Origin of the sequence: Bacillus fungorum (genome assembly GCF_002746455.1) — a bacterium.
Lineage (GTDB): Bacteria > Bacillota > Bacilli > Bacillales > Bacillaceae_G > Bacillus_A > Bacillus_A fungorum.
This window is the reverse complement of sequence record NZ_NWUW01000040.1, coordinates 13,267-30,335: the sequence shown is the minus strand read 5'-3', so window position 1 is coordinate 30,335 and position 17,069 is coordinate 13,267. Positions and strand designations below refer to the sequence as shown.

Annotated in this window: 19 protein-coding genes and 1 pseudogene; 12 read left to right on the top strand and 8 right to left on the bottom strand. The window is 31.7% G+C overall.

Annotation, left to right across the window (positions count from 1 at the left end; translation table 11 throughout):
- Nucleotides 1-169 precede the first annotated feature (169 nt).
- Nucleotides 170-790 (bottom strand): TetR/AcrR family transcriptional regulator, encoded by a 621-nt coding sequence (locus tag CO726_RS28125; RefSeq protein WP_099686461.1) that lies wholly within the window; start codon nucleotides 788-790, stop codon nucleotides 170-172.
- 116 nt (nucleotides 791-906) lie between these two features.
- Here CO726_RS28125 and CO726_RS28120 point away from each other — a divergent pair, with 116 nt between their 5' ends.
- A complete protein-coding gene (locus tag CO726_RS28120) occupies nucleotides 907-3,138 on the top strand; it encodes an MMPL family transporter (RefSeq protein ID WP_099686460.1) in 2,232 nt (743 codons plus the stop codon).
- A 47-nt stretch (nucleotides 3,139-3,185) separates the two neighbouring features.
- Here the strand turns inward: CO726_RS28120 and CO726_RS28115 are convergent, their stop codons facing one another.
- The gene (locus CO726_RS28115) at nucleotides 3,186-3,356 is read right to left on the bottom strand and encodes a DUF4021 domain-containing protein (protein ID WP_099686459.1); all 171 of its coding nucleotides are present in this window, start codon (nucleotides 3,354-3,356) and stop codon (nucleotides 3,186-3,188) included.
- A 199-nt stretch (nucleotides 3,357-3,555) separates the two neighbouring features.
- Here CO726_RS28115 and catA point away from each other — a divergent pair, with 199 nt between their 5' ends.
- The 4 genes and pseudogenes from catA (at nucleotide 3,556) to CO726_RS28095 (ending at nucleotide 6,569) form a co-directional block, all read left to right on the top strand.
- Nucleotides 3,556-4,206 carry a type A chloramphenicol O-acetyltransferase gene (catA, locus tag CO726_RS28110; protein ID WP_099686458.1) on the top strand — a complete coding sequence of 217 codons (651 nt, stop codon included), beginning with the start codon at nucleotides 3,556-3,558 and terminating at the stop codon, nucleotides 4,204-4,206.
- A gap of 199 nt (nucleotides 4,207-4,405) precedes the next feature.
- Entirely contained in the window at nucleotides 4,406-4,930 is a 525-nt protein-coding gene (locus CO726_RS28105) for a GNAT family N-acetyltransferase (RefSeq protein WP_099686457.1), read from the top strand.
- Nucleotides 4,931-4,985: 55 nt separating this feature from the next.
- Nucleotides 4,986-5,911: pseudogene (locus CO726_RS28100) on the top strand (GNAT family N-acetyltransferase).
- Nucleotides 5,912-6,056: 145 nt separating this feature from the next.
- The gene (locus CO726_RS28095; RefSeq protein ID WP_099686456.1) at nucleotides 6,057-6,569 is read left to right on the top strand and encodes a GNAT family N-acetyltransferase; all 513 of its coding nucleotides are present in this window, start codon (nucleotides 6,057-6,059) and stop codon (nucleotides 6,567-6,569) included.
- A 21-nt stretch (nucleotides 6,570-6,590) separates the two neighbouring features.
- Here CO726_RS28095 and CO726_RS28090 read toward each other — a convergent pair whose 3' ends face one another.
- Nucleotides 6,591-7,478 (bottom strand): DMT family transporter, encoded by an 888-nt coding sequence (locus CO726_RS28090; protein WP_099686455.1) that lies wholly within the window; start codon nucleotides 7,476-7,478, stop codon nucleotides 6,591-6,593.
- Between the two features lie 171 nt (nucleotides 7,479-7,649).
- Between CO726_RS28090 and CO726_RS28085 the strand changes: the two genes are divergently transcribed.
- From CO726_RS28085 to CO726_RS28070, 4 genes are all read left to right on the top strand, one after another.
- Nucleotides 7,650-8,210, top strand: a complete 561-nt coding sequence (locus tag CO726_RS28085; RefSeq protein WP_098761085.1) for a helix-turn-helix domain-containing protein — start codon at nucleotides 7,650-7,652, stop codon at nucleotides 8,208-8,210.
- Nucleotides 8,211-8,362: 152 nt separating this feature from the next.
- A complete protein-coding gene (locus tag CO726_RS28080) occupies nucleotides 8,363-8,512 on the top strand; it encodes an aspartyl-phosphate phosphatase Spo0E family protein (RefSeq protein WP_000424361.1) in 150 nt (49 codons plus the stop codon).
- Nucleotides 8,513-8,626: 114 nt separating this feature from the next.
- Nucleotides 8,627-9,355 carry an alpha/beta fold hydrolase gene (locus CO726_RS28075; RefSeq protein ID WP_099686454.1) on the top strand — a complete coding sequence of 243 codons (729 nt, stop codon included), beginning with the start codon at nucleotides 8,627-8,629 and terminating at the stop codon, nucleotides 9,353-9,355.
- A 60-nt stretch (nucleotides 9,356-9,415) separates the two neighbouring features.
- Nucleotides 9,416-10,816 carry a protoporphyrinogen oxidase gene (locus CO726_RS28070; RefSeq protein WP_099686453.1) on the top strand — a complete coding sequence of 467 codons (1,401 nt, stop codon included), beginning with the start codon at nucleotides 9,416-9,418 and terminating at the stop codon, nucleotides 10,814-10,816.
- 56 nt (nucleotides 10,817-10,872) lie between these two features.
- Here CO726_RS28070 and CO726_RS28065 read toward each other — a convergent pair whose 3' ends face one another.
- Both CO726_RS28065 and CO726_RS28060 read right to left on the bottom strand, forming a co-directional pair.
- Nucleotides 10,873-11,421 (bottom strand): hypothetical protein, encoded by a 549-nt coding sequence (locus tag CO726_RS28065; RefSeq protein ID WP_099686452.1) that lies wholly within the window; start codon nucleotides 11,419-11,421, stop codon nucleotides 10,873-10,875.
- 108 nt (nucleotides 11,422-11,529) lie between these two features.
- Nucleotides 11,530-12,870 (bottom strand): hypothetical protein, encoded by a 1,341-nt coding sequence (locus CO726_RS28060; protein ID WP_099686451.1) that lies wholly within the window; start codon nucleotides 12,868-12,870, stop codon nucleotides 11,530-11,532.
- Between the two features lie 232 nt (nucleotides 12,871-13,102).
- Between CO726_RS28060 and CO726_RS28055 the strand changes: the two genes are divergently transcribed.
- Nucleotides 13,103-13,663 carry a GNAT family N-acetyltransferase gene (locus tag CO726_RS28055; protein ID WP_099686450.1) on the top strand — a complete coding sequence of 187 codons (561 nt, stop codon included), beginning with the start codon at nucleotides 13,103-13,105 and terminating at the stop codon, nucleotides 13,661-13,663.
- 19 nt (nucleotides 13,664-13,682) lie between these two features.
- Here CO726_RS28055 and CO726_RS28050 read toward each other — a convergent pair whose 3' ends face one another.
- Nucleotides 13,683-13,868, bottom strand: a complete 186-nt coding sequence (locus CO726_RS28050) for a cold-shock protein (protein ID WP_098761079.1) — start codon at nucleotides 13,866-13,868, stop codon at nucleotides 13,683-13,685.
- A gap of 86 nt (nucleotides 13,869-13,954) precedes the next feature.
- Nucleotides 13,955-14,158, bottom strand: coding sequence for a cold-shock protein CspD (gene cspD, locus CO726_RS28045; protein ID WP_000176365.1), 204 nt, complete (start codon nucleotides 14,156-14,158; stop codon nucleotides 13,955-13,957).
- Nucleotides 14,159-14,557: 399 nt separating this feature from the next.
- Here cspD and CO726_RS28040 point away from each other — a divergent pair, with 399 nt between their 5' ends.
- Both CO726_RS28040 and CO726_RS28035 read left to right on the top strand, forming a co-directional pair.
- A complete protein-coding gene (locus CO726_RS28040; RefSeq protein ID WP_099686449.1) occupies nucleotides 14,558-15,454 on the top strand; it encodes a CPBP family intramembrane glutamic endopeptidase in 897 nt (298 codons plus the stop codon).
- A 17-nt stretch (nucleotides 15,455-15,471) separates the two neighbouring features.
- Nucleotides 15,472-16,113 carry a DEAD/DEAH box helicase family protein gene (locus CO726_RS28035; protein WP_099686463.1) on the top strand — a complete coding sequence of 214 codons (642 nt, stop codon included), beginning with the start codon at nucleotides 15,472-15,474 and terminating at the stop codon, nucleotides 16,111-16,113.
- A 35-nt stretch (nucleotides 16,114-16,148) separates the two neighbouring features.
- Here CO726_RS28035 and CO726_RS28030 read toward each other — a convergent pair whose 3' ends face one another.
- Nucleotides 16,149-16,910, bottom strand: coding sequence for an arginase family protein (locus CO726_RS28030; protein WP_099686448.1), 762 nt, complete (start codon nucleotides 16,908-16,910; stop codon nucleotides 16,149-16,151).
- Nucleotides 16,911-17,069: the final 159 nt, after the last annotated feature.

The following is a 17,069-nucleotide window of genomic DNA, read 5'->3' as shown; positions in this document are numbered from 1 at the left end:
TCGATAACTTTCATTTCCGTTCAAATAACGTAGAACGATTTGTATTTTTTCATCAGCTGTAAATTTAGCCATAGAAAAACTGCACCTCCAATTGTTAGACTGTGTCTAACAATTGGGGTGCAGTTCATTCAAGCATGCTCTTTTATTAAAGGGAATCTATTTAATATTATTAGCCTAATCCCTTCCAATAAAAAGAAATGATTTCTTGTGCTAATTCATCTATATTTGCAAGAATAGGATTGTGATTTTCATCTTTAAAGTTCCCAATTGATAATAAAGATACGAATGCATGAGCCGTAAATTTAGCGTTTCCTTTCGGGATTTCTCCAATTTTCATTGCATTATCGAGTGCCTTTTCTAATACTTCATACATGCTATCTTCAGCGTTTTTTAATTGTTTCAATTGTTCTTCAGATAACGACAGTTTTGCATCTTTCATAAAATTTTTCATATCGATATCCATTGTTGCGTGTAAGTAGACTTTAGCGAAGTCCAATAACCTTTCTTTTAAAGTCTTATTTGTAGAAAGGATTTGAGACATATTCTCTCGTATACGTACCATCATTTGAATCATAGTAGCGGTAAATAAATCTGCTTTTGTTGAATAGTAATAGTAGACGGTTGCTTTCGTAACACCACAAACTTTTGCGACTTCATCCATGGAAACGACTTGATAATTTTGAGTAAGAAATAGCCGAGTTGCAACTTTCAAAATGGTTTCTTTTGTAGATTTTGTATTTTTATTTTGGCGAGGCCTTCCGAGAGGACGTTGTTTTTGTTCCAAATCCATTCGCTCCTGACATGTATTGTTGAGATAATTATAACACAAATTTTTATTCATTCTTGATTAATTAACCGACCAGTATATATAATTAATGAGGTAGGAAAAAAGGAAGGTGGGTTTTTATGAAAAAGCATCCGTTACATATGTTAGGGAGGCTTGTAGCAGGGAAGAATACACAATGGATAACTTTATCGGTATGGATTCTTATTACATTATTACTTTCATTTATGTTACCACAAGTAAATAGTACGAAAGAACCGAATCCGAAAAACTTACCCGAAACAGCTATGTCGCAGCAAGCAGAAGCACTTATGAAAAAAGAGTTTCCGAATAATGCAGGAAATCCGTTATTAGTAGTATGGCATAGAGATGGTGGATTACAGTCACAGGATTATAAACTCATACAAGACGTTTATAAAGAATTAAAGGCTAGTCCTTTAAAGGAACAATCAACGTTACCACCATTTGATACAATCCCGGAACAAGTATTATCAAAAAGTGCATCAAAAGATGGTACATCATTTGTCACACCAGTATTTTTTAATAAATCAGCTGGTACAGATATATTAAAAGGAAATCTTGAAGATTTAAGAAAGATAGTAAATAGTAAAGTGGATGAAGATCCATTCAAACAAAAAATAAATGACTCTGGTTTACATGTCCGATTATCTGGACCTGTGGGTATTCAATCGGATGCAGTTAGTTTATTTAGTCAAGCAGATGTGAAATTGTTAGTTGCTACTGTATTACTCGTATTGGTTTTATTAATCTTATTGTATCGCTCACCAATATTAGCGATTTTACCTTTACTTGTTGTTGGCTTTGCATACGGTATTATTAGTCCGACGCTTGGTTTTTTAGCTGATCACGGATGGATTAAAGTAGATGCACAGGCGATATCAATTATGACTGTATTATTATTTGGTGCTGGAACAGACTATTGTTTATTTTTAATTTCGAGATATCGAGAGTACTTGTTAGAAGAAGAAAGTAAATATAAGGCGCTGCAACTTGCAATTAAAGCTTCTGGCGGAGCAATAATAATGAGTGCGTTAACTGTTGTACTTGGACTAGGAACATTATTACTTGCTCATTATGGTGCCTTTCATCGATTTGCAGTACCATTTAGTGTTGCTGTATTCATTATGGGAATTGCTGCTTTAACGATTTTACCAGCATTATTATTAATTTTTGGTAGAGCTGCATTCTTCCCATTTATACCGAGAACAACTTCGATGAATGAGGAATTAGCAAGAAGGAAAAAGAAAGTCGTAAAAGTTAAAAAATCAAAAGGCGCCTTTAGTAAAAAGCTTGGAGATGTTGTAGTACGAAGACCGTGGACAATAATTATGCTCACTGTATTTGTATTAGGTGGATTGGCATCATTTGTACCACGTATTCAATACACATATGACCTATTAGAATCGTTTCCTAAAGATATGCCTTCACGCGAAGGGTTTACGTTAATTAGTGATCATTTTTCAGCTGGTGAACTAGCACCAGTAAAAGTTGTTGTTGATACGAAAGGAAAAGAGCTAGCTATTAAACAAGAACTAGAGAAATTCTCTTTCGTAAAAACAGTGAAAGACCCAAAAGAGGGGAAAGAAAATAAGAAAATTAAAATGTATGAGGTTTCTTTAGCTGAAAATCCATACTCAATTGAAGCATTAGATCAAATTCCTAAATTGAAAAATAGTGTAGAAAAAGTATTAAAAGATGCTGGGATTAGTAATGCGAAAGATCAATTATGGATTGGCGGAGAAACAGCTTCATTGTATGATACAAAGCAAATTACGGAACGTGATGAAGCGGTTATTATTCCAGTAATGATTAGTATTATAGCTTTATTATTACTTGTTTACTTACGATCAATTGTCGCGATGATTTATTTAATTGTAACTGTTGTTTTATCATTTTTCTCTGCATTAGGAGCAGGATGGATATTACTTCACTTTGGTATGGGAGCACCCGCCATTCAAGGCGCAATACCGTTATACGCATTCGTATTTCTAGTTGCTTTAGGTGAAGATTATAATATCTTTATGGTTTCAGAAATATGGAAAAACAGAAAGACACAAAATCATTTGGATGCAGTAAAAAATGGTGTTATACAAACAGGTAGTGTCATTACATCGGCAGGTTTAATTTTAGCAGGAACTTTTGCGGTATTAGGTACGCTTCCAATTCAAGTTCTCGTTCAATTTGGTATTGTAACTGCAATTGGTGTATTACTAGATACTTTTATTGTTAGACCATTACTTGTACCGGCAATTACAGTTGTACTAGGGCGTTTTGCTTTTTGGCCAGGAAGGCTTTCAAGAAAGAGTGAAGAAGTACAAAAGGTGGATGCATAGTTAAGAAAGCCAAGGATATTTCCCTTGGCTTTTTTCAATGTAGGTAATTAATTTTTTGAAGTTAAATCATCAGTTGCAGCGTGATCAGCATCTTCAATAGCGGTTTCTGGCATTCCATATAAGCCGTTCATTGCTTGTTCTTCGATAGTAAGGTTTGCAGTATTATTATTTGGAATAGGTGTAGCGTTTTTAGTGGCATTTTCTTTTTTGTTATTCATGTATGAATCCTCCAAATTTCATTTGATTTATTTATAGTATGTGGATGGATTTCTGTAAATATGTGAATTGATTCTTACAGATGGTATATAATTAAATAAAAAATTAGGGTGAAATGTAAACCGTTAGGAGTGAACAATTATGGTGAAAGCAAGGAAATTAGCCTTCTAAAATAAAAAGAAAATTTTAGGAGGCATCTAAATGAAATTTCATGTAATTGATAGAGAAAATTGGAATAGAAAGCAGTATTTTGAACATTATTTAGAATTAAAATGTACGTTTAGTATGACAGTAAATGTGGATATTACGCTGCTGATAGAGAAAGTACATCAAAAGGGAATTAAATTTTATCCGACTTTTATTTATATAATTTCGAGAATAATAAATAAACATAAAGAATTTCGAACATGTTTTAATAATGAAGAAGTTTTAGGCTATTGGGAGGAAATGATACCGAGTTATACAATCTTCCATAAAGATGATAAGTCTTTTTCAAGTATATGGACGGATTATTCTAGTGATTTCCACATTTTCTATAAAAATTATGAAGAAGATATGAGATGCTATGCTAGTGTTCATGGTCTTTTCACGAAAGAAAATATTCCGCCAAATGTTTTTCCGATTTCTAGCATACCTTGGACTAGTTTTACTGGATTTAATCTTAATATTAATAATGATGCTGATTTTCTATTACCAATTATAACTTGTGGGAAATATTTTAATGAAGAAAATAAGATTATGCTACCAGTTTCATTACAAGTTCATCATTCGGTTTGTGATGGATATCATGCGAGTCAATTTATAGGAAATTTACAGGAGTTAAGTAATACCTGCAACGAGTGGCTTAAGTAACAACTAATTTTTAATTATATACAATTGAAAATGAATAATAGAAGAGAACGTGTTTATATTGCATGGTCTCTTTTTTATTCATTAATACTAAGCAACAGTGGAAAATATAGGTTTATTTATAGTTTAATAGTAAAGAGAGGTATTGTTTTTTTATTTTTAATCATCTGAAATTTTAAATTATTTAATAAGGAGTCGTAAAGTGAAATTCTTAAGTATTGAAAAAGAAGAGATCCTAATTGAGAATATGGCAAAACTGTATTGTAAAACATTTGAGAAAACAAATTTCAATGAAATAATAGAGCGAATGAAAAGACATATAGAATATGCAGATTTTAAAGGTATAGTAGCAATAAATGATGAAAATGAAGTGGTTGGTTTTACTTATGGTTATCGCTCATTAGAAGGACAGTACTATAATCAATTAATGAGAGAAGCGTTAAATCTAGAGCAAGTAGAAGAGTGGTTACAAGATTGTTTTGAATTTGTAGAGTTAGCAGTTCATCCACAATATCAAAATGAAGGTCTTGGAACGAAATTACATAATGAATTACTAAAAGGGATTTCAAATGGAACAAGTGTTTTGACAACACAAATAAACAATGAAAAAGCGCGTTCGTTATATGAAAGATTAGAGTGGGTAAATATATTGGAGCCATTCCATCCAAGTAAAAATGATGTTCCATATATAATAATGGGAAAAACATTAAAAACAAAATTGAATTGATAATTATTTCGTTCGCAAAGGTTATTAGCTTGTAACAATAAAGGGGAAAACAAAAATGACAATAATATCTATAGAAAAAGCTACTATTTTAGATGCTGAAAAGTTAACAGAAATAATGGCAAGAACATTTGATGAAGAAGCAAAACAATGGCTATGTGGTCAAGGTGATGTTATTGACTATAACATCCAACCACCGGGTTATTCTTCAGTTGAAATGATGAAATATTCGATTAAAGAATTGGATTGTTACAAAGTGATGATGGATGAAAAGATAATCGGGGGAATTATAGTTACGATTTCTGGTAAGTCATACGGTCGAATTGATCGTATTTTTGTAGATCCTGTTTATCAAGGAAAAGGAATTGGATCATATGTTATTAAATTAATAGAAAAGGAATATCCGAACATAAGGATTTGGGATCTCGAAACATCTAGTAGACAAATTAATAATCATCATTTTTATAAAAAAATGGGATATGAAATAATTTTTAAATCTGAGAATGAGTATTGTTATGTAAAAAGAATACATGTAGGTTCAGCTGAAGAGAATCTAATTAAAAATATAGATATGAAAATGAGGCAATATGAGAACTGTAATTTGGTTAATACAGAATATTATCAAGTGAATTTGAAAAATAGTGCATTTGTTGGTAGTAATATAATGCATATGAATATGAGTAATTGTAATGTAAGTCAATCAAAGTTTAGAAATATCAATTTTAGAAAGTCCTCATATGCAGATTTAAATCTTTCTGGTAGTAAATTTAATCTGGTAACATTAGGTGGAGTGCAATTCAAAAATACAAGTCTTGGAGATGAGAAGGAACCTATTTTATTCGATAATTGTGATTTGGAGGTAGTGTAATACATAATAGCAATTTGAAAAATATTGAAATAGAAAATTGTGATATAACCGGTATGAAAATAAATGGTATTCTAATTGAAAAGCTGCTTGAGTTATATAATAAAGTAAAAAGTTAACCCGTATATAAATGTAGATAAGCTGTTCGTAAATTGAATGTTATATCGAAATAATTATGTGAAAATAACATAAAGAAATAAAGAAGAGAAGGGGTTTTGTGTAGGAGTCTAGAATAAATTATTATGAATATGGAGGGAAGAAAATATGACGATCAAAGTAAGAGCGGTAGAAATACAAGATGCTAGGGCAATTCATCTTATATGCATACAAGATGACGTTTTACCTTATATGGTTTTCTTACCTAGCATGCGTGTAGATGCGATGGAAAATAGAATTCGAAATTTAGCACCAAACCAATTTGAATTTGTTGCAGAGTATGATGGAGAAGTTGTTGGATTTGTTGGGTTAGCTCAAAGTCCAGGACGTAGATCTCATTCGGGTGATTTGTTTATCGGGGTAGATAGTGAATATCATAATAAAGGCATTGGAAAAGCTCTTCTTACAAAAATGCTTGATTTGGCTGATAATTGGTTAATGTTAGAGAGAGTAGAACTAGGTGTTTTAGAAACGAATTCTAAAGCGAAATCTCTATATGAAAAATTCGGATTTGTAGAAGAGGGAGTAAAGATAGGGAATTTGAAGGCTCATGGAAAGTTTATGAATGAAATTATGATGAGTCGTTTTAGACCGGATGGTTTAATCGTACATAATGGATAGTGAAAGCATGACAGTATAATGTCATGCTTTCTTACTAGAATTTGGCTGTAATAAAAATAATGCAAGACCAATAAAAATAACTGTAATGCCTAGTCCTTGTTGTAAAGAAATAGTCTCATTTAATATAAAGTACGCTAGTATACAAGTCCCAATCGTTTCTCCTAAAATGCTCATGGAGATTACAGTAGCACTCATCCATTTTAATAACCAATTAAAAATTGTTTGCCCTAAAATCGTAGCAAGAAACGCTAATCCAATAAAGCATAGCCAAGTTTGTATAGAGTAATGGATGAAAGATTCGTGTTGCATGTAAGTAAATATACCAAGAAAACAGGCGCTACTTCCATAACTAATTACCGAATACGGTATAAGCGATAAATCTTTACGAACATGTTGACTAATGAAAAAGTAAGCTGTAATAATTCCGGCCGCAATAAATGCTAAAATATCCCCGTATAAAGCTTCTCCGCTAATTTGGAAATCTTTCCATCCAATGATGATACTTCCTGAAATGGCGATGAGACAACCGATAACCGCACCTCTCGTAAACCTTTCCTTGAATAAAAAATAACCACCAATCATTGAGAATAAAGGTTGTAACGTTACGATAACTGTAGAACTTGCTACAGAAGTATATTGTAACGATTCAAACCATAGTACATAATGTGCAGCTAAAAATAGACCAGAAATGAATCCGAATCCCCATTGTCTTCTTGTTATTGTTTTTAGCTCGCTTCGATTGTTTTGATTAAAAAGTAATAATGGTAACAAAATTAATGCAGCGAAAAATAATCGATAAAAAGCGATGATAGCTGCAGGAGCATCGGCCAATTTTACAAAAATTGCTGAAGTTGATAAGGCGAATACACCAAAAAATAAGATGCAATATGAAAGAATAGGTGATTTCACAGTTTGTTCCTCCGATACAATGTTTATTATAATGAACTTTATACGATATAATGTACAAAGGTAAGTATATAAGTCCCTGAGACGATAGGAAAGGGTTATTTGCCTTTGTTTAGTATGTCAGCACAAAGACAACGAAAGATACAATATGATGGACGAAAGGAAGTTTTTACAATGATACATGATAGACTCGGCCAAACTGTATTAAGTTATCGTAAGAAAAATAAGATGACAATTCGGGAATTTGCTGATTATGCAGGGATTAGTACTTCATTAATTAGTCAAATTGAAAGGGGACATGGGAATCCTTCGTTAAGTGTATTGGAATTAATAGCGAAAGCATTAAATGTACCGCTATTTACACTGTTTATTAATGAGATTGATACAGATTCACTCATTTCTAAGAAGAAAGATAGAAAGAAAGTATATCGAGAAAATAGCGATCATATAGTATACGATGTATTAACACCTGATTTTATGAAAGCACGTATTGAAATGTTAATGATGGACCTAAATAAACAAGCAAATACAACGGAAAGGCACTATTCACATGAAGATAAAGAAGAAATTGCTGTTGTCATGAAAGGAGAAGTATATGTGGAGTTAGAAGGAAAAGAGTACTTCTTAGAAGAAGGGGATGTTGTACGTATCCCACCAAACGTGAAGCATCGTTTTTTAAATAAAGGTGATGAATCTAATCATATTTTATTTGTATTAACGCCATCATTAGGCTGAGTATAAAGGGGCTAAATCTAAAATTTCTTTATTGAGAGTATATTGTTTTTATATTTGTAAGATTTTACATACTTATTTTACTTTTACTAATTATGTAAATAGGCTATACTAAAATACATACATTTTAGTATTAGAGAGAGAAGTAAAACGACATGGAACTAGTGAAATTGGAAAAGGTAATTGAAATAAAGAAAGAAGAACTTTTATATTTAGTATCGGATTATGGAATTCAACATGAAAAAGTATTGGCATTAAGCCAAGAAATAGACAAATTGATTAATTACTTTATGTTTTTAAAATAGGAAGAACTATGACATGATGTGAAAATGTTATAGTTCTTTTTTATTTGGAAATTTAGATGTAAATTCTATATACTAGTAATTGATAGAATATTCGGTTTTAAAGGAGAGGGATATATGATATTGCATACGTACAGTTCGGGCGAAGGGGAACCTATTGTACTTTTACACTCTGGTGGTATGACAGGTTTAGTAGAATATGAAGAGCAGGTAGCATTTTTTCGAGAACAAAATTATCAAATCATTCGCCCTGATTTAAGAGGGCATGGAAGATCAGGAGGAACATTGGAGAATTATTTCTTATGTTCTGTAAAGGATTTACATGATACGTTAGAGCATTTACAAATTGATAGATGTCATATAGCTGGTGTTTCACTAGGAGGATTAGTTGCTTTATTATTTACAAAAAAATATCCAGATAAAGTGAGGACATTAACTTTTTCAGGTATATTTCCGGTTAAGAGGGATAATTGGGAAGAGTCTCGGGAGTATGAAGCGAAGTGCCATCAGCAATTGATGGAAAATGAAGAAGTTGTAACTTATATGAATCAAATTCACGAAAAAAGTGATTGGAAAGCATTGCTTGAATCGTGGCAAGTTAAAGAGTGGTACCCTTTCGATGAAACTGGTGATGTAGCGAATCTTCAAGTACCTACACTTTGTATTGCTGGGGGAGATTCAGAAGATGAAGTTACAGCTGCTACAACATTTAAACAATTAAACGACAATATTCATATTGCGGTTATTCCGTTTGCTGGTCATTTAGTTCACAATGATCAACCGGAAATATATTCGAATATATTGTCTAATTTCTTACAGAATGCGCAACTTGCTAGTCGAATATAAGGACTTTTGGGTATAATAATAAAGGAATTATTAATTGTATCGGTTAGGAGCGCAGCACATATGAAAACGGTTGTTGTTATCGGTGGAGGTATTACAGGGCTTTCTACTATGTTTTATTTAGAGAAATTAAAAAAGGATTATAATATTGATTTGAATTTAATTCTTGTAGAAAAAGAAGAGTACTTAGGTGGTAAAATCCATAGTGTAGAAGAAAAGGATTTTATTATGGAATCAGGAGCGGATTCTATCGTTGCACGTAATGAACATGTTATGCCACTTGTAAAAGATTTAAATTTAGAAGAGGAAATGGTATACAATGAAACGGGTATTTCTTACATATATTCTGAGAATATGTTACATCCAATTCCTTCTGACTCTATATTTGGGATACCGATGAGTGCCCAATCGTTGTTTAGCAGTACGCTAGTCTCAACGAAGGGGAAAATTGTTGCTTTAAAAGATTTTATAACGAAGAATAAAGAGTTTACGAAAGATACATCACTTGCTGTATTTTTAGAAAGCTTCTTAGGGAAAGAGTTAGTGGAAAGACAAATTGCACCTGTACTCTCAGGTGTATATTCTGGTAAATTAAATGAGCTTACAATGGCATCTACATTACCATATTTACTGGAGTATAAAAATAAGTATGGAAGTATTATTAAAGGTTTTGAAGAGAATAAAAAACAATTTCAATCAGCAGGAAACAAAAAGTTCGTATCATTTAAAGGTGGATTATCTACGATTATTGATCGTTTAGAAGAAGTGCTGACTGAGACAGTTGTTAAGAAAAGCGCTGTAACGACAGCTGTAAGTAAACAAGGTGATCGCTATGGAATCTCCTTTGCAAATCACGAATCAATCCAAGCTGATTATGTTGTTTTAGCAGCTCCGCATGATATCGCACAAACTTTATTACAGTCTAATGAGTTAAACGAGCAGTTTCATACATTTAAAAACTCATCTCTTATAAGTATTTACTTAGGATTTGACATACTAGATGAACAACTACCAGCGGACGGCACAGGATTTATCGTAACAGAAAACAGCGATTTACATTGTGATGCTTGTACATGGACAAGCCGGAAGTGGAAACATACATCGGGAAAACAAAAGCTATTAGTAAGAATGTTTTATAAGAGTACCAATCCAGTATATGAAACGATTAAAAATTATAGTGAAGAAGAATTAGTGCGAGTCGCTCTATATGATATTGAAAAGAGTCTCGGAATTAAAGGTGAACCAGAAGTAGTTGAAGTTACAAATTGGAAAGATTTAATGCCGAAATATCATTTAGAACATAATCAAGCAGTTCAAACATTACAAGAAAAAATGACGGATCTTTATCCTAACGTATATTTAGCTGGTGCTTCTTATTACGGTGTCGGAATTGGTGCGTGTATTGGAAATGGAAAGAAAACTGCAAATGAAATAATTGCAACATTACATGAATCGTCAAATTAATATAGCATACATATATAAATAAAATGTCCCTCCATTATGTTGGAGGGACATTTTATTTATTTCACTTGAATTGAGACCTTTTTATTATTTGTATTATTCTCAGTAATTGTTAACGCTATGTTCCCAGATTCTTTAAATGAATATGATGAGAGTTGATAAAGCTCTTTTATATTATGTTTGTCTTTTAATTTATTGGTAGGAATTAATGTTATGTTCGGTTTCCATGTTTCCTGTTTACCTGAAGGATAATTTACTATTATTTCTGGATTATTTAATTGCATTGGTTCCCAAGAGGCGAAATGTAGTTTAACTTCTGTATCTTTTTTTAGTAATTCTTCTGAGAAATATCCAAGCTTTCCAACATTACCGAAAACTGTAAAGTTTTGATTTTGTAATGTGATATCTAAATGTTTAGGTTGATATGTTGCTGCGTGATAGATTCCATATGAAAGAGAAAGAGTGGCAGCGATTAACATGCTGATTGAAAATGTCTTAAAGTTATTGCCTTTAAAATTAGTCATCATGAATGAGTTTGGGGCGAATTTTTTTGCAAATAAAAAAATGAATAATATGAGTAAAAGGGATAAGCCGATGAATATATACATAGAAACTTTACACCTCCACAATAAAATAAGGCATCAACTATATTTTACCATAAATGTATGGGGTAGGGTGTTTATTTAGAAGGAGAAATAGAAAAAACAAAGAGATGATTAGCTCTTTGTTTTTTCTAAATTCCAAGAGCCAATAACTAATAGGCTACCAATAATAAAACAATTTAACATATAGGTCGTTAATAAAACATCGGACATCGGGGATTGGTTTTGAATTGCTTTTCCTGTAATGGTTACAAATATGGCATTTAACGGTATGTGGTGAATAAAACTAAGTGCTAAAATGAAAAAGATTAATAAGATTTGATTTATGATACTTCCTAATTTAGACCATCGATTACGGAGCAATAAACTAGAATCTTTATTAAAGTTTGTAGTGTCGTATGCATATTGATTTAATTTTCTCGTTTGTAAAGACGAGAAGAAACCAATTAATAACCCACCAAATGGTAATGACCATGAAAAAATCATACATAGAGTACCTAATAAGGCTCCAGCATTCGTTACTGTTATCGGATGGTAAGAACTATAGCGTTGTAATAGTTTGGGTCCTAAAAATAAGGATAAAATAATTCCAATTCCATAAGGTGAGTAAACACCATAAATCATGAATTTGCTATTTTTCTGGGACAATGCGAAAAAAGTTCCGTATAGTAAATAAAAGTTAACAATCATTCCTTGCGTAAATCCAAAATAGTAAATAAATTTTGGGAGCTGGAAGTTAAATTTTATTTTAGTAATGTATGCGGTTAGTAATGCGACTGCGACTAAAATGGTGATGATTAATAGTACAAGTAACAGTTGTAAATTTATTTCACGAGTCGCTTTCATAAGGAAAAGTAGTATGGTAAAGGCGATAAATATTAAAAAAGACGATTTTGAAAAATAAAATGAGTTCTGTACTGTAGATTCGTATTTCGGCATTTTTTTTAGTGATAAGTAACATCTGAATAGAGCGATACCATAAATTAAAAAAGCTAAACTCGGAAGATTAGAATTAGCCGTAAATAAAATAAGTGGCACGATCAATATAACTGTTAGTAGTGCAAATAGATATTGTTTCATATTCATTTTACTGCCAAACAAGTATTTTTTATGGTATTGGGTAGTTGTGTAAAGTGGCAATAAAACACTCGATGCAATTCCCATAAAAAGAGCAGAGAGCTCAATCAAAATGCTTGAAAAATTTGCTAACGCACCACATGAAGTTCCTATAATTGCTAGTACAAGAAAGTGTAATAATTGATCCCGTGTGTTAAATTTTGTTTTAAATGAATGAATAAGAAATGCGCCTGTATATTTAAAAGTGTAGAAAATAATGAGAGGAAACCAACCGTTTAAAATTGTATTGTAAGAATTTCCAATAATGATAAAAAGAAAATAGGGTAAAAAAATAATAGTGTTCATGAGGGCGTATGGGAAATAATTGTATTTTGTCATAATAACAACCTCTTCACAGTTCTTGGTAATTTGAATTTCAATTTATAGCAATTATAGCATGATGTTAGAATGGTAATCAAAAAGCAAGAAGCAAGAAGGTATACAATATAATCGTATAGAATAAAAGAATAAGTATCGCTAGAAATATTTGATTAATGGGACATTGAGGACTTTCCTAATTATAAATATTTTTTCTGCTATAATGAATGAGTAGAAAGAAAGGAGTGATCCTATGGCATTTCCTATATTAGAAACAGAACGTTTGCGTTTAGTTGAAATAGAACAATCTTATTGTCAAAAAATATATGAAATTTTTTCATTAGATGAGGTAACATGTTATTATGGTATGAATTCTTTTACGGAGTTTGGACAAGCTTCACGTATGATTGAATCTTTTTCAAAAAATTACTTCGAGAAAAAGGCAATACGATGGGGGATTGTATTAAAAGAAACAAATATTTTAATAGGTACAATTGGATTAAATAATTTACAACTATGGAGTAAACGATCTGAAATTGGATATGACTTACATCCTCGTTATTGGGGGAATGGTTATGCGTCAGAAGCGGCCGGGGAAATTATTCATTATGGATTTCAAGAGTTAGGCTTATTTAGAATTGGAGCTATTACATACCCGGAAAATATTACTTCTTGTAAAATGTTATCTAAAATAGGCTTTCATAAGGAAGGATTATTACGTGGATATATTCATCAAGGAAATAAGCAACATGATGCACTACTGTATTCTATCGTTCGAACGGATGTAGAGTATAATAAAAAACCCCTCTTATAAAAGAGGGGTTAAGTAAAAATTAACCTATCTTAGGTAATAAACGTTCTCCGCTTTTCATGCTACTTTTACATAAAGGGCATTTAGGCTCTTCTTCAAATGAAAAGTTCTTTCTCATCCATCCTAAACAATCCTCTGCTTCACATTCCCAGACAGGGGTTTGTTCTGGTGGTACTTCTGCTACATCGTTCTTTCGATTGCGATACATATAACCACTCCTTTTATGTAAAAAATTTTAGTTATATATTAAAAAGGTTGTTAACCAAGCTGGTAACAACCTTTTTATTGTTTGAATTATAGCTTTACAACGTTTTTAGCTTGAGGTCCACGGTTACCGTCTTCAACTTCGAAACTAACTTCTTGACCTTCGTCAAGAGATTTGAAGCCGTCGCCAGTGATAGCTGAGAAGTGAACGAATACGTCGTTACCGTCTGCAACTTCGATGAAACCGAAACCTTTTTCGCTGTTAAACCATTTTACTTTACCTGTTAATGTCATGGTAATGCCTCCTAAAATTTAAAAAGATTACAATATGATCGGCCTTATTTGAATGAAAAATAAAAGTTCACATATTATCAAAAACCAATAAGGCATACAAAATGTTCCTGATTGATACTTGATAATATGCAAAGTAAATATAGTATTAAATTGACCTTAATTACTATCTTACAACAAATGGTGGGAAATAGCAAGTGCTGGTAATACCAGTGGATAATCTAGGTGATAATAGTAAAAGACACAAAGACATCTCTTTTATTTATATATTATTCCTAATTTGAATTTATGCCAAAAAATTGATGTGAGAGAAAATCAAAACAAATATTAATAACTTATTCTTTGTGGTAAAATATGGTTTGTTTATTGTGGTAATTAAATATTATAAAAGGAGGAAAGAGTGTGAAATATGGTCCATTTAAGATAATTGAGGCAGCAAAAATAGGGAGGAAAAAAGTACACCCTATTTTTGCTGTAATATTAGCTATTATATTTTTGACTTTAGGCGAACTATTTGTGTTGTTTATGCTATTTTTACCGAAATCTGAAACAACATTCATGAAAGGGATTTATGATAATATTAGAATGCTGTTAACATTTGGAGGAGCTATACTCATTTTATTTATATGGGTTCGTTTTGTAGAAAAAAGGCCATTTTCGTCCATTGGTTTTTGGAAAGAGAAATGGATGAGAAAGTATTTAAAAGGTGCGTTAATAGGGTTTGTATTTATTTCAATACCAGTTATTCTGCTGTTAATAATGGGAAGTGTAAAATTACAAGTACAACATATTACCTCGCCAGTAATAGTAGGTATATTAGGATCCTTAGTTGCATTTTTAATACAAGGGGCAACTGAAGAAATTATTGTGCGAGGTTGGTTATTTCCTGTTCTTTCTATTAGAAGTCGTATATGGGGTGGAATAATTGTTACTTCTTTTTTATTTGGATTTCTTCATTTGCTTAATCCAGGAATTACAATATTATCTATATCGAATATAATATTAGTTGGGGTATATGCAGCTTTATACGTATTGAAAGAGGATGGCCTGTGGGGAATATGTGCATGGCACTCAATTTGGAACTGGGCGCAATATAATGTATATGGTTTCGCCGTTAGTGGTACAAATGTATATTCCACTCCGATTTTTAAGTCTATAACAAATGGACCAGAAATATTGCATGGAGGCTCATTCGGAATTGAGGGTAGTATCATTACAACAATAATGCTTTCTATCGCTTCAATTGTTTTATGGAGACAGTTATGGGGGAGAAAAGCGAAACAACGAAATCAAAGTTAATGAAAGTGGGAGAAACAATGGGGATTATAGCGTTCGAGGGAGCTAGTGCGGTTGGTAAGAGTAGCACGTGTCGTGAATTAGAAAAAAATCATGGTGCTTATATTATACCTGAAGTGAATTTTTTATTTGAAAGACCAAAAAACGAACATACAACATGGTATTTTGAAAAACAAGTAGAGCGCTGGAAAATAGCAGTGCAGAAGTCAGATCAATATGAATTAGTAATACTTGATGGTGACATTTATCAGCCACTTAGTTATAATTGGTGTTTCCATTTTGAAATATTTAATCAACCGTTATCTTTAATAGAAAACTTTTATAAAGAAAAGCTGTTACATAGGGAAATTGGTTTTCCCGATCAATATTTTTATTTATATACGAATGATGGAGAACTTAGAAAACGGAAAGAATCTGACGAGACGAAAAAAAGAAGAAATTTTGAAAAACATTTACATATATCCAAATCGTTTCAACGTTATTATGAAAATGTAAATACCGTTACAGACGGGTACTGCAAAATGATTGATGCGAAAAGTGTAAAATCGAATGAATTAGAAATTGTGAAAAGTCTAAACAGTTTAAATGTGTGTGAAGAGAGACGTTTTGATGTTTCGAGGTTAGATGCGATTACGAAGTGGTTAAAAGAACATCGTGCATAAAAACAACGAGTGCCTTATAAGGTACTCGTTGTTTTTTATGTATTATATATTGATTTTAAAATTTGTAAGTTTGCTTTTTCGTTTTTCTTAATAGCATTTGTATATTTAGCTAGAAAGAGTTGAGACGGATAAACCGGTAGTTCACCACAAATATCGATACCATAGACATCTTTATTCCTAATAAGAGAATGAATACATTTTAATAGTGTAGAGAGTTTCATATGTCCTTGATCCCAATTAGTAATAGTTACTTTTGAATCTAAAACATCTTTATCAACGCTTACATATATCTTATCTGTCTGAATATGCGAAAGTATCGTATGTACAGATACTTCATGTGATATATCTATCGGGAACACTTCTACGCGTGAATAATCATTAGAATGTATTGTTAAAGAAGAAGGTCCAATAATAATTACTTTCTTTAATTTCGGGTTATTTTGAAGAGCAAATGATACCCATGACCCGCAAGAAATAAGAGTATGTTCATTTTCTTTTTTTAAGTTCATGTCAGTGTGATGATCAAATAAAATAAGACTAAAAGGCTCATCTATTTCTTTCAGTAGTAAATAAGACACATAATGATAATTTCCAGAACCGATAAAAGTGATTCCTTTTTGCTTTCTACGGTATAACTCCCGTTTAATACGCATTAAAGAAGGAGTCTCGCAATACAGGTTTGAGTGCTCTAAATGAGTAAAATCAATATCTTCATGTGAATAAGAATGAAGTTTATTTTGTAATAAATATGTATCATCAAAGTTTAAAAAAGTTAAACCGCTATACAATAAACTCATATTTATTCATCTCCTTTATATGTAGGCTAGCATATATTTTTATAAATTTAAAACGAAATGCTTAGAGGGGGATTTGCATTTGAAAAAGATGGATGTTTTGACAGAATAATCTTTCAATTCATAAAGAAAAGAAATATAATATAAGGAAATATATATGTG

What these genes read in the sequence shown, in the direction of transcription:
- CO726_RS28075 (WP_099686454.1), top strand. Translation starts at nt 8,627, where the DNA reads ATGATATTGCATACGTACAGTTCGGGCGAAGGGGAACCTATTGTACTT.
- CO726_RS28115 (WP_099686459.1), bottom strand. Translation starts at nt 3,356, where the DNA reads ATGAATAACAAAAAAGAAAATGCCACTAAAAACGCTACACCTATTCCA.
- CO726_RS28050 (WP_098761079.1), bottom strand. Translation starts at nt 13,868, where the DNA reads ATGTATCGCAATCGAAAGAACGATGTAGCAGAAGTACCACCAGAACAA.
- CO726_RS28065 (WP_099686452.1), bottom strand. Translation starts at nt 11,421, where the DNA reads ATGTATATATTCATCGGCTTATCCCTTTTACTCATATTATTCATTTTT.
- CO726_RS28080 (WP_000424361.1), top strand. Translation starts at nt 8,363, where the DNA reads ATGGAACTAGTGAAATTGGAAAAGGTAATTGAAATAAAGAAAGAAGAA.
- CO726_RS28085 (WP_098761085.1), top strand. Translation starts at nt 7,650, where the DNA reads ATGATACATGATAGACTCGGCCAAACTGTATTAAGTTATCGTAAGAAA.
- CO726_RS28125 (WP_099686461.1), bottom strand. Translation starts at nt 790, where the DNA reads ATGGATTTGGAACAAAAACAACGTCCTCTCGGAAGGCCTCGCCAAAAT.
- CO726_RS28095 (WP_099686456.1), top strand. Translation starts at nt 6,057, where the DNA reads ATGACGATCAAAGTAAGAGCGGTAGAAATACAAGATGCTAGGGCAATT.
- CO726_RS28055 (WP_099686450.1), top strand. Translation starts at nt 13,103, where the DNA reads ATGGCATTTCCTATATTAGAAACAGAACGTTTGCGTTTAGTTGAAATA.
- catA (WP_099686458.1), top strand. Translation starts at nt 3,556, where the DNA reads ATGAAATTTCATGTAATTGATAGAGAAAATTGGAATAGAAAGCAGTAT.
- CO726_RS28035 (WP_099686463.1), top strand. Translation starts at nt 15,472, where the DNA reads ATGGGGATTATAGCGTTCGAGGGAGCTAGTGCGGTTGGTAAGAGTAGC.
- CO726_RS28120 (WP_099686460.1), top strand. Translation starts at nt 907, where the DNA reads ATGAAAAAGCATCCGTTACATATGTTAGGGAGGCTTGTAGCAGGGAAG.
- CO726_RS28030 (WP_099686448.1), bottom strand. Translation starts at nt 16,910, where the DNA reads ATGAGTTTATTGTATAGCGGTTTAACTTTTTTAAACTTTGATGATACA.
- CO726_RS28070 (WP_099686453.1), top strand. Translation starts at nt 9,416, where the DNA reads ATGAAAACGGTTGTTGTTATCGGTGGAGGTATTACAGGGCTTTCTACT.
- cspD (WP_000176365.1), bottom strand. Translation starts at nt 14,158, where the DNA reads ATGACATTAACAGGTAAAGTAAAATGGTTTAACAGCGAAAAAGGTTTC.
- CO726_RS28060 (WP_099686451.1), bottom strand. Translation starts at nt 12,870, where the DNA reads ATGACAAAATACAATTATTTCCCATACGCCCTCATGAACACTATTATT.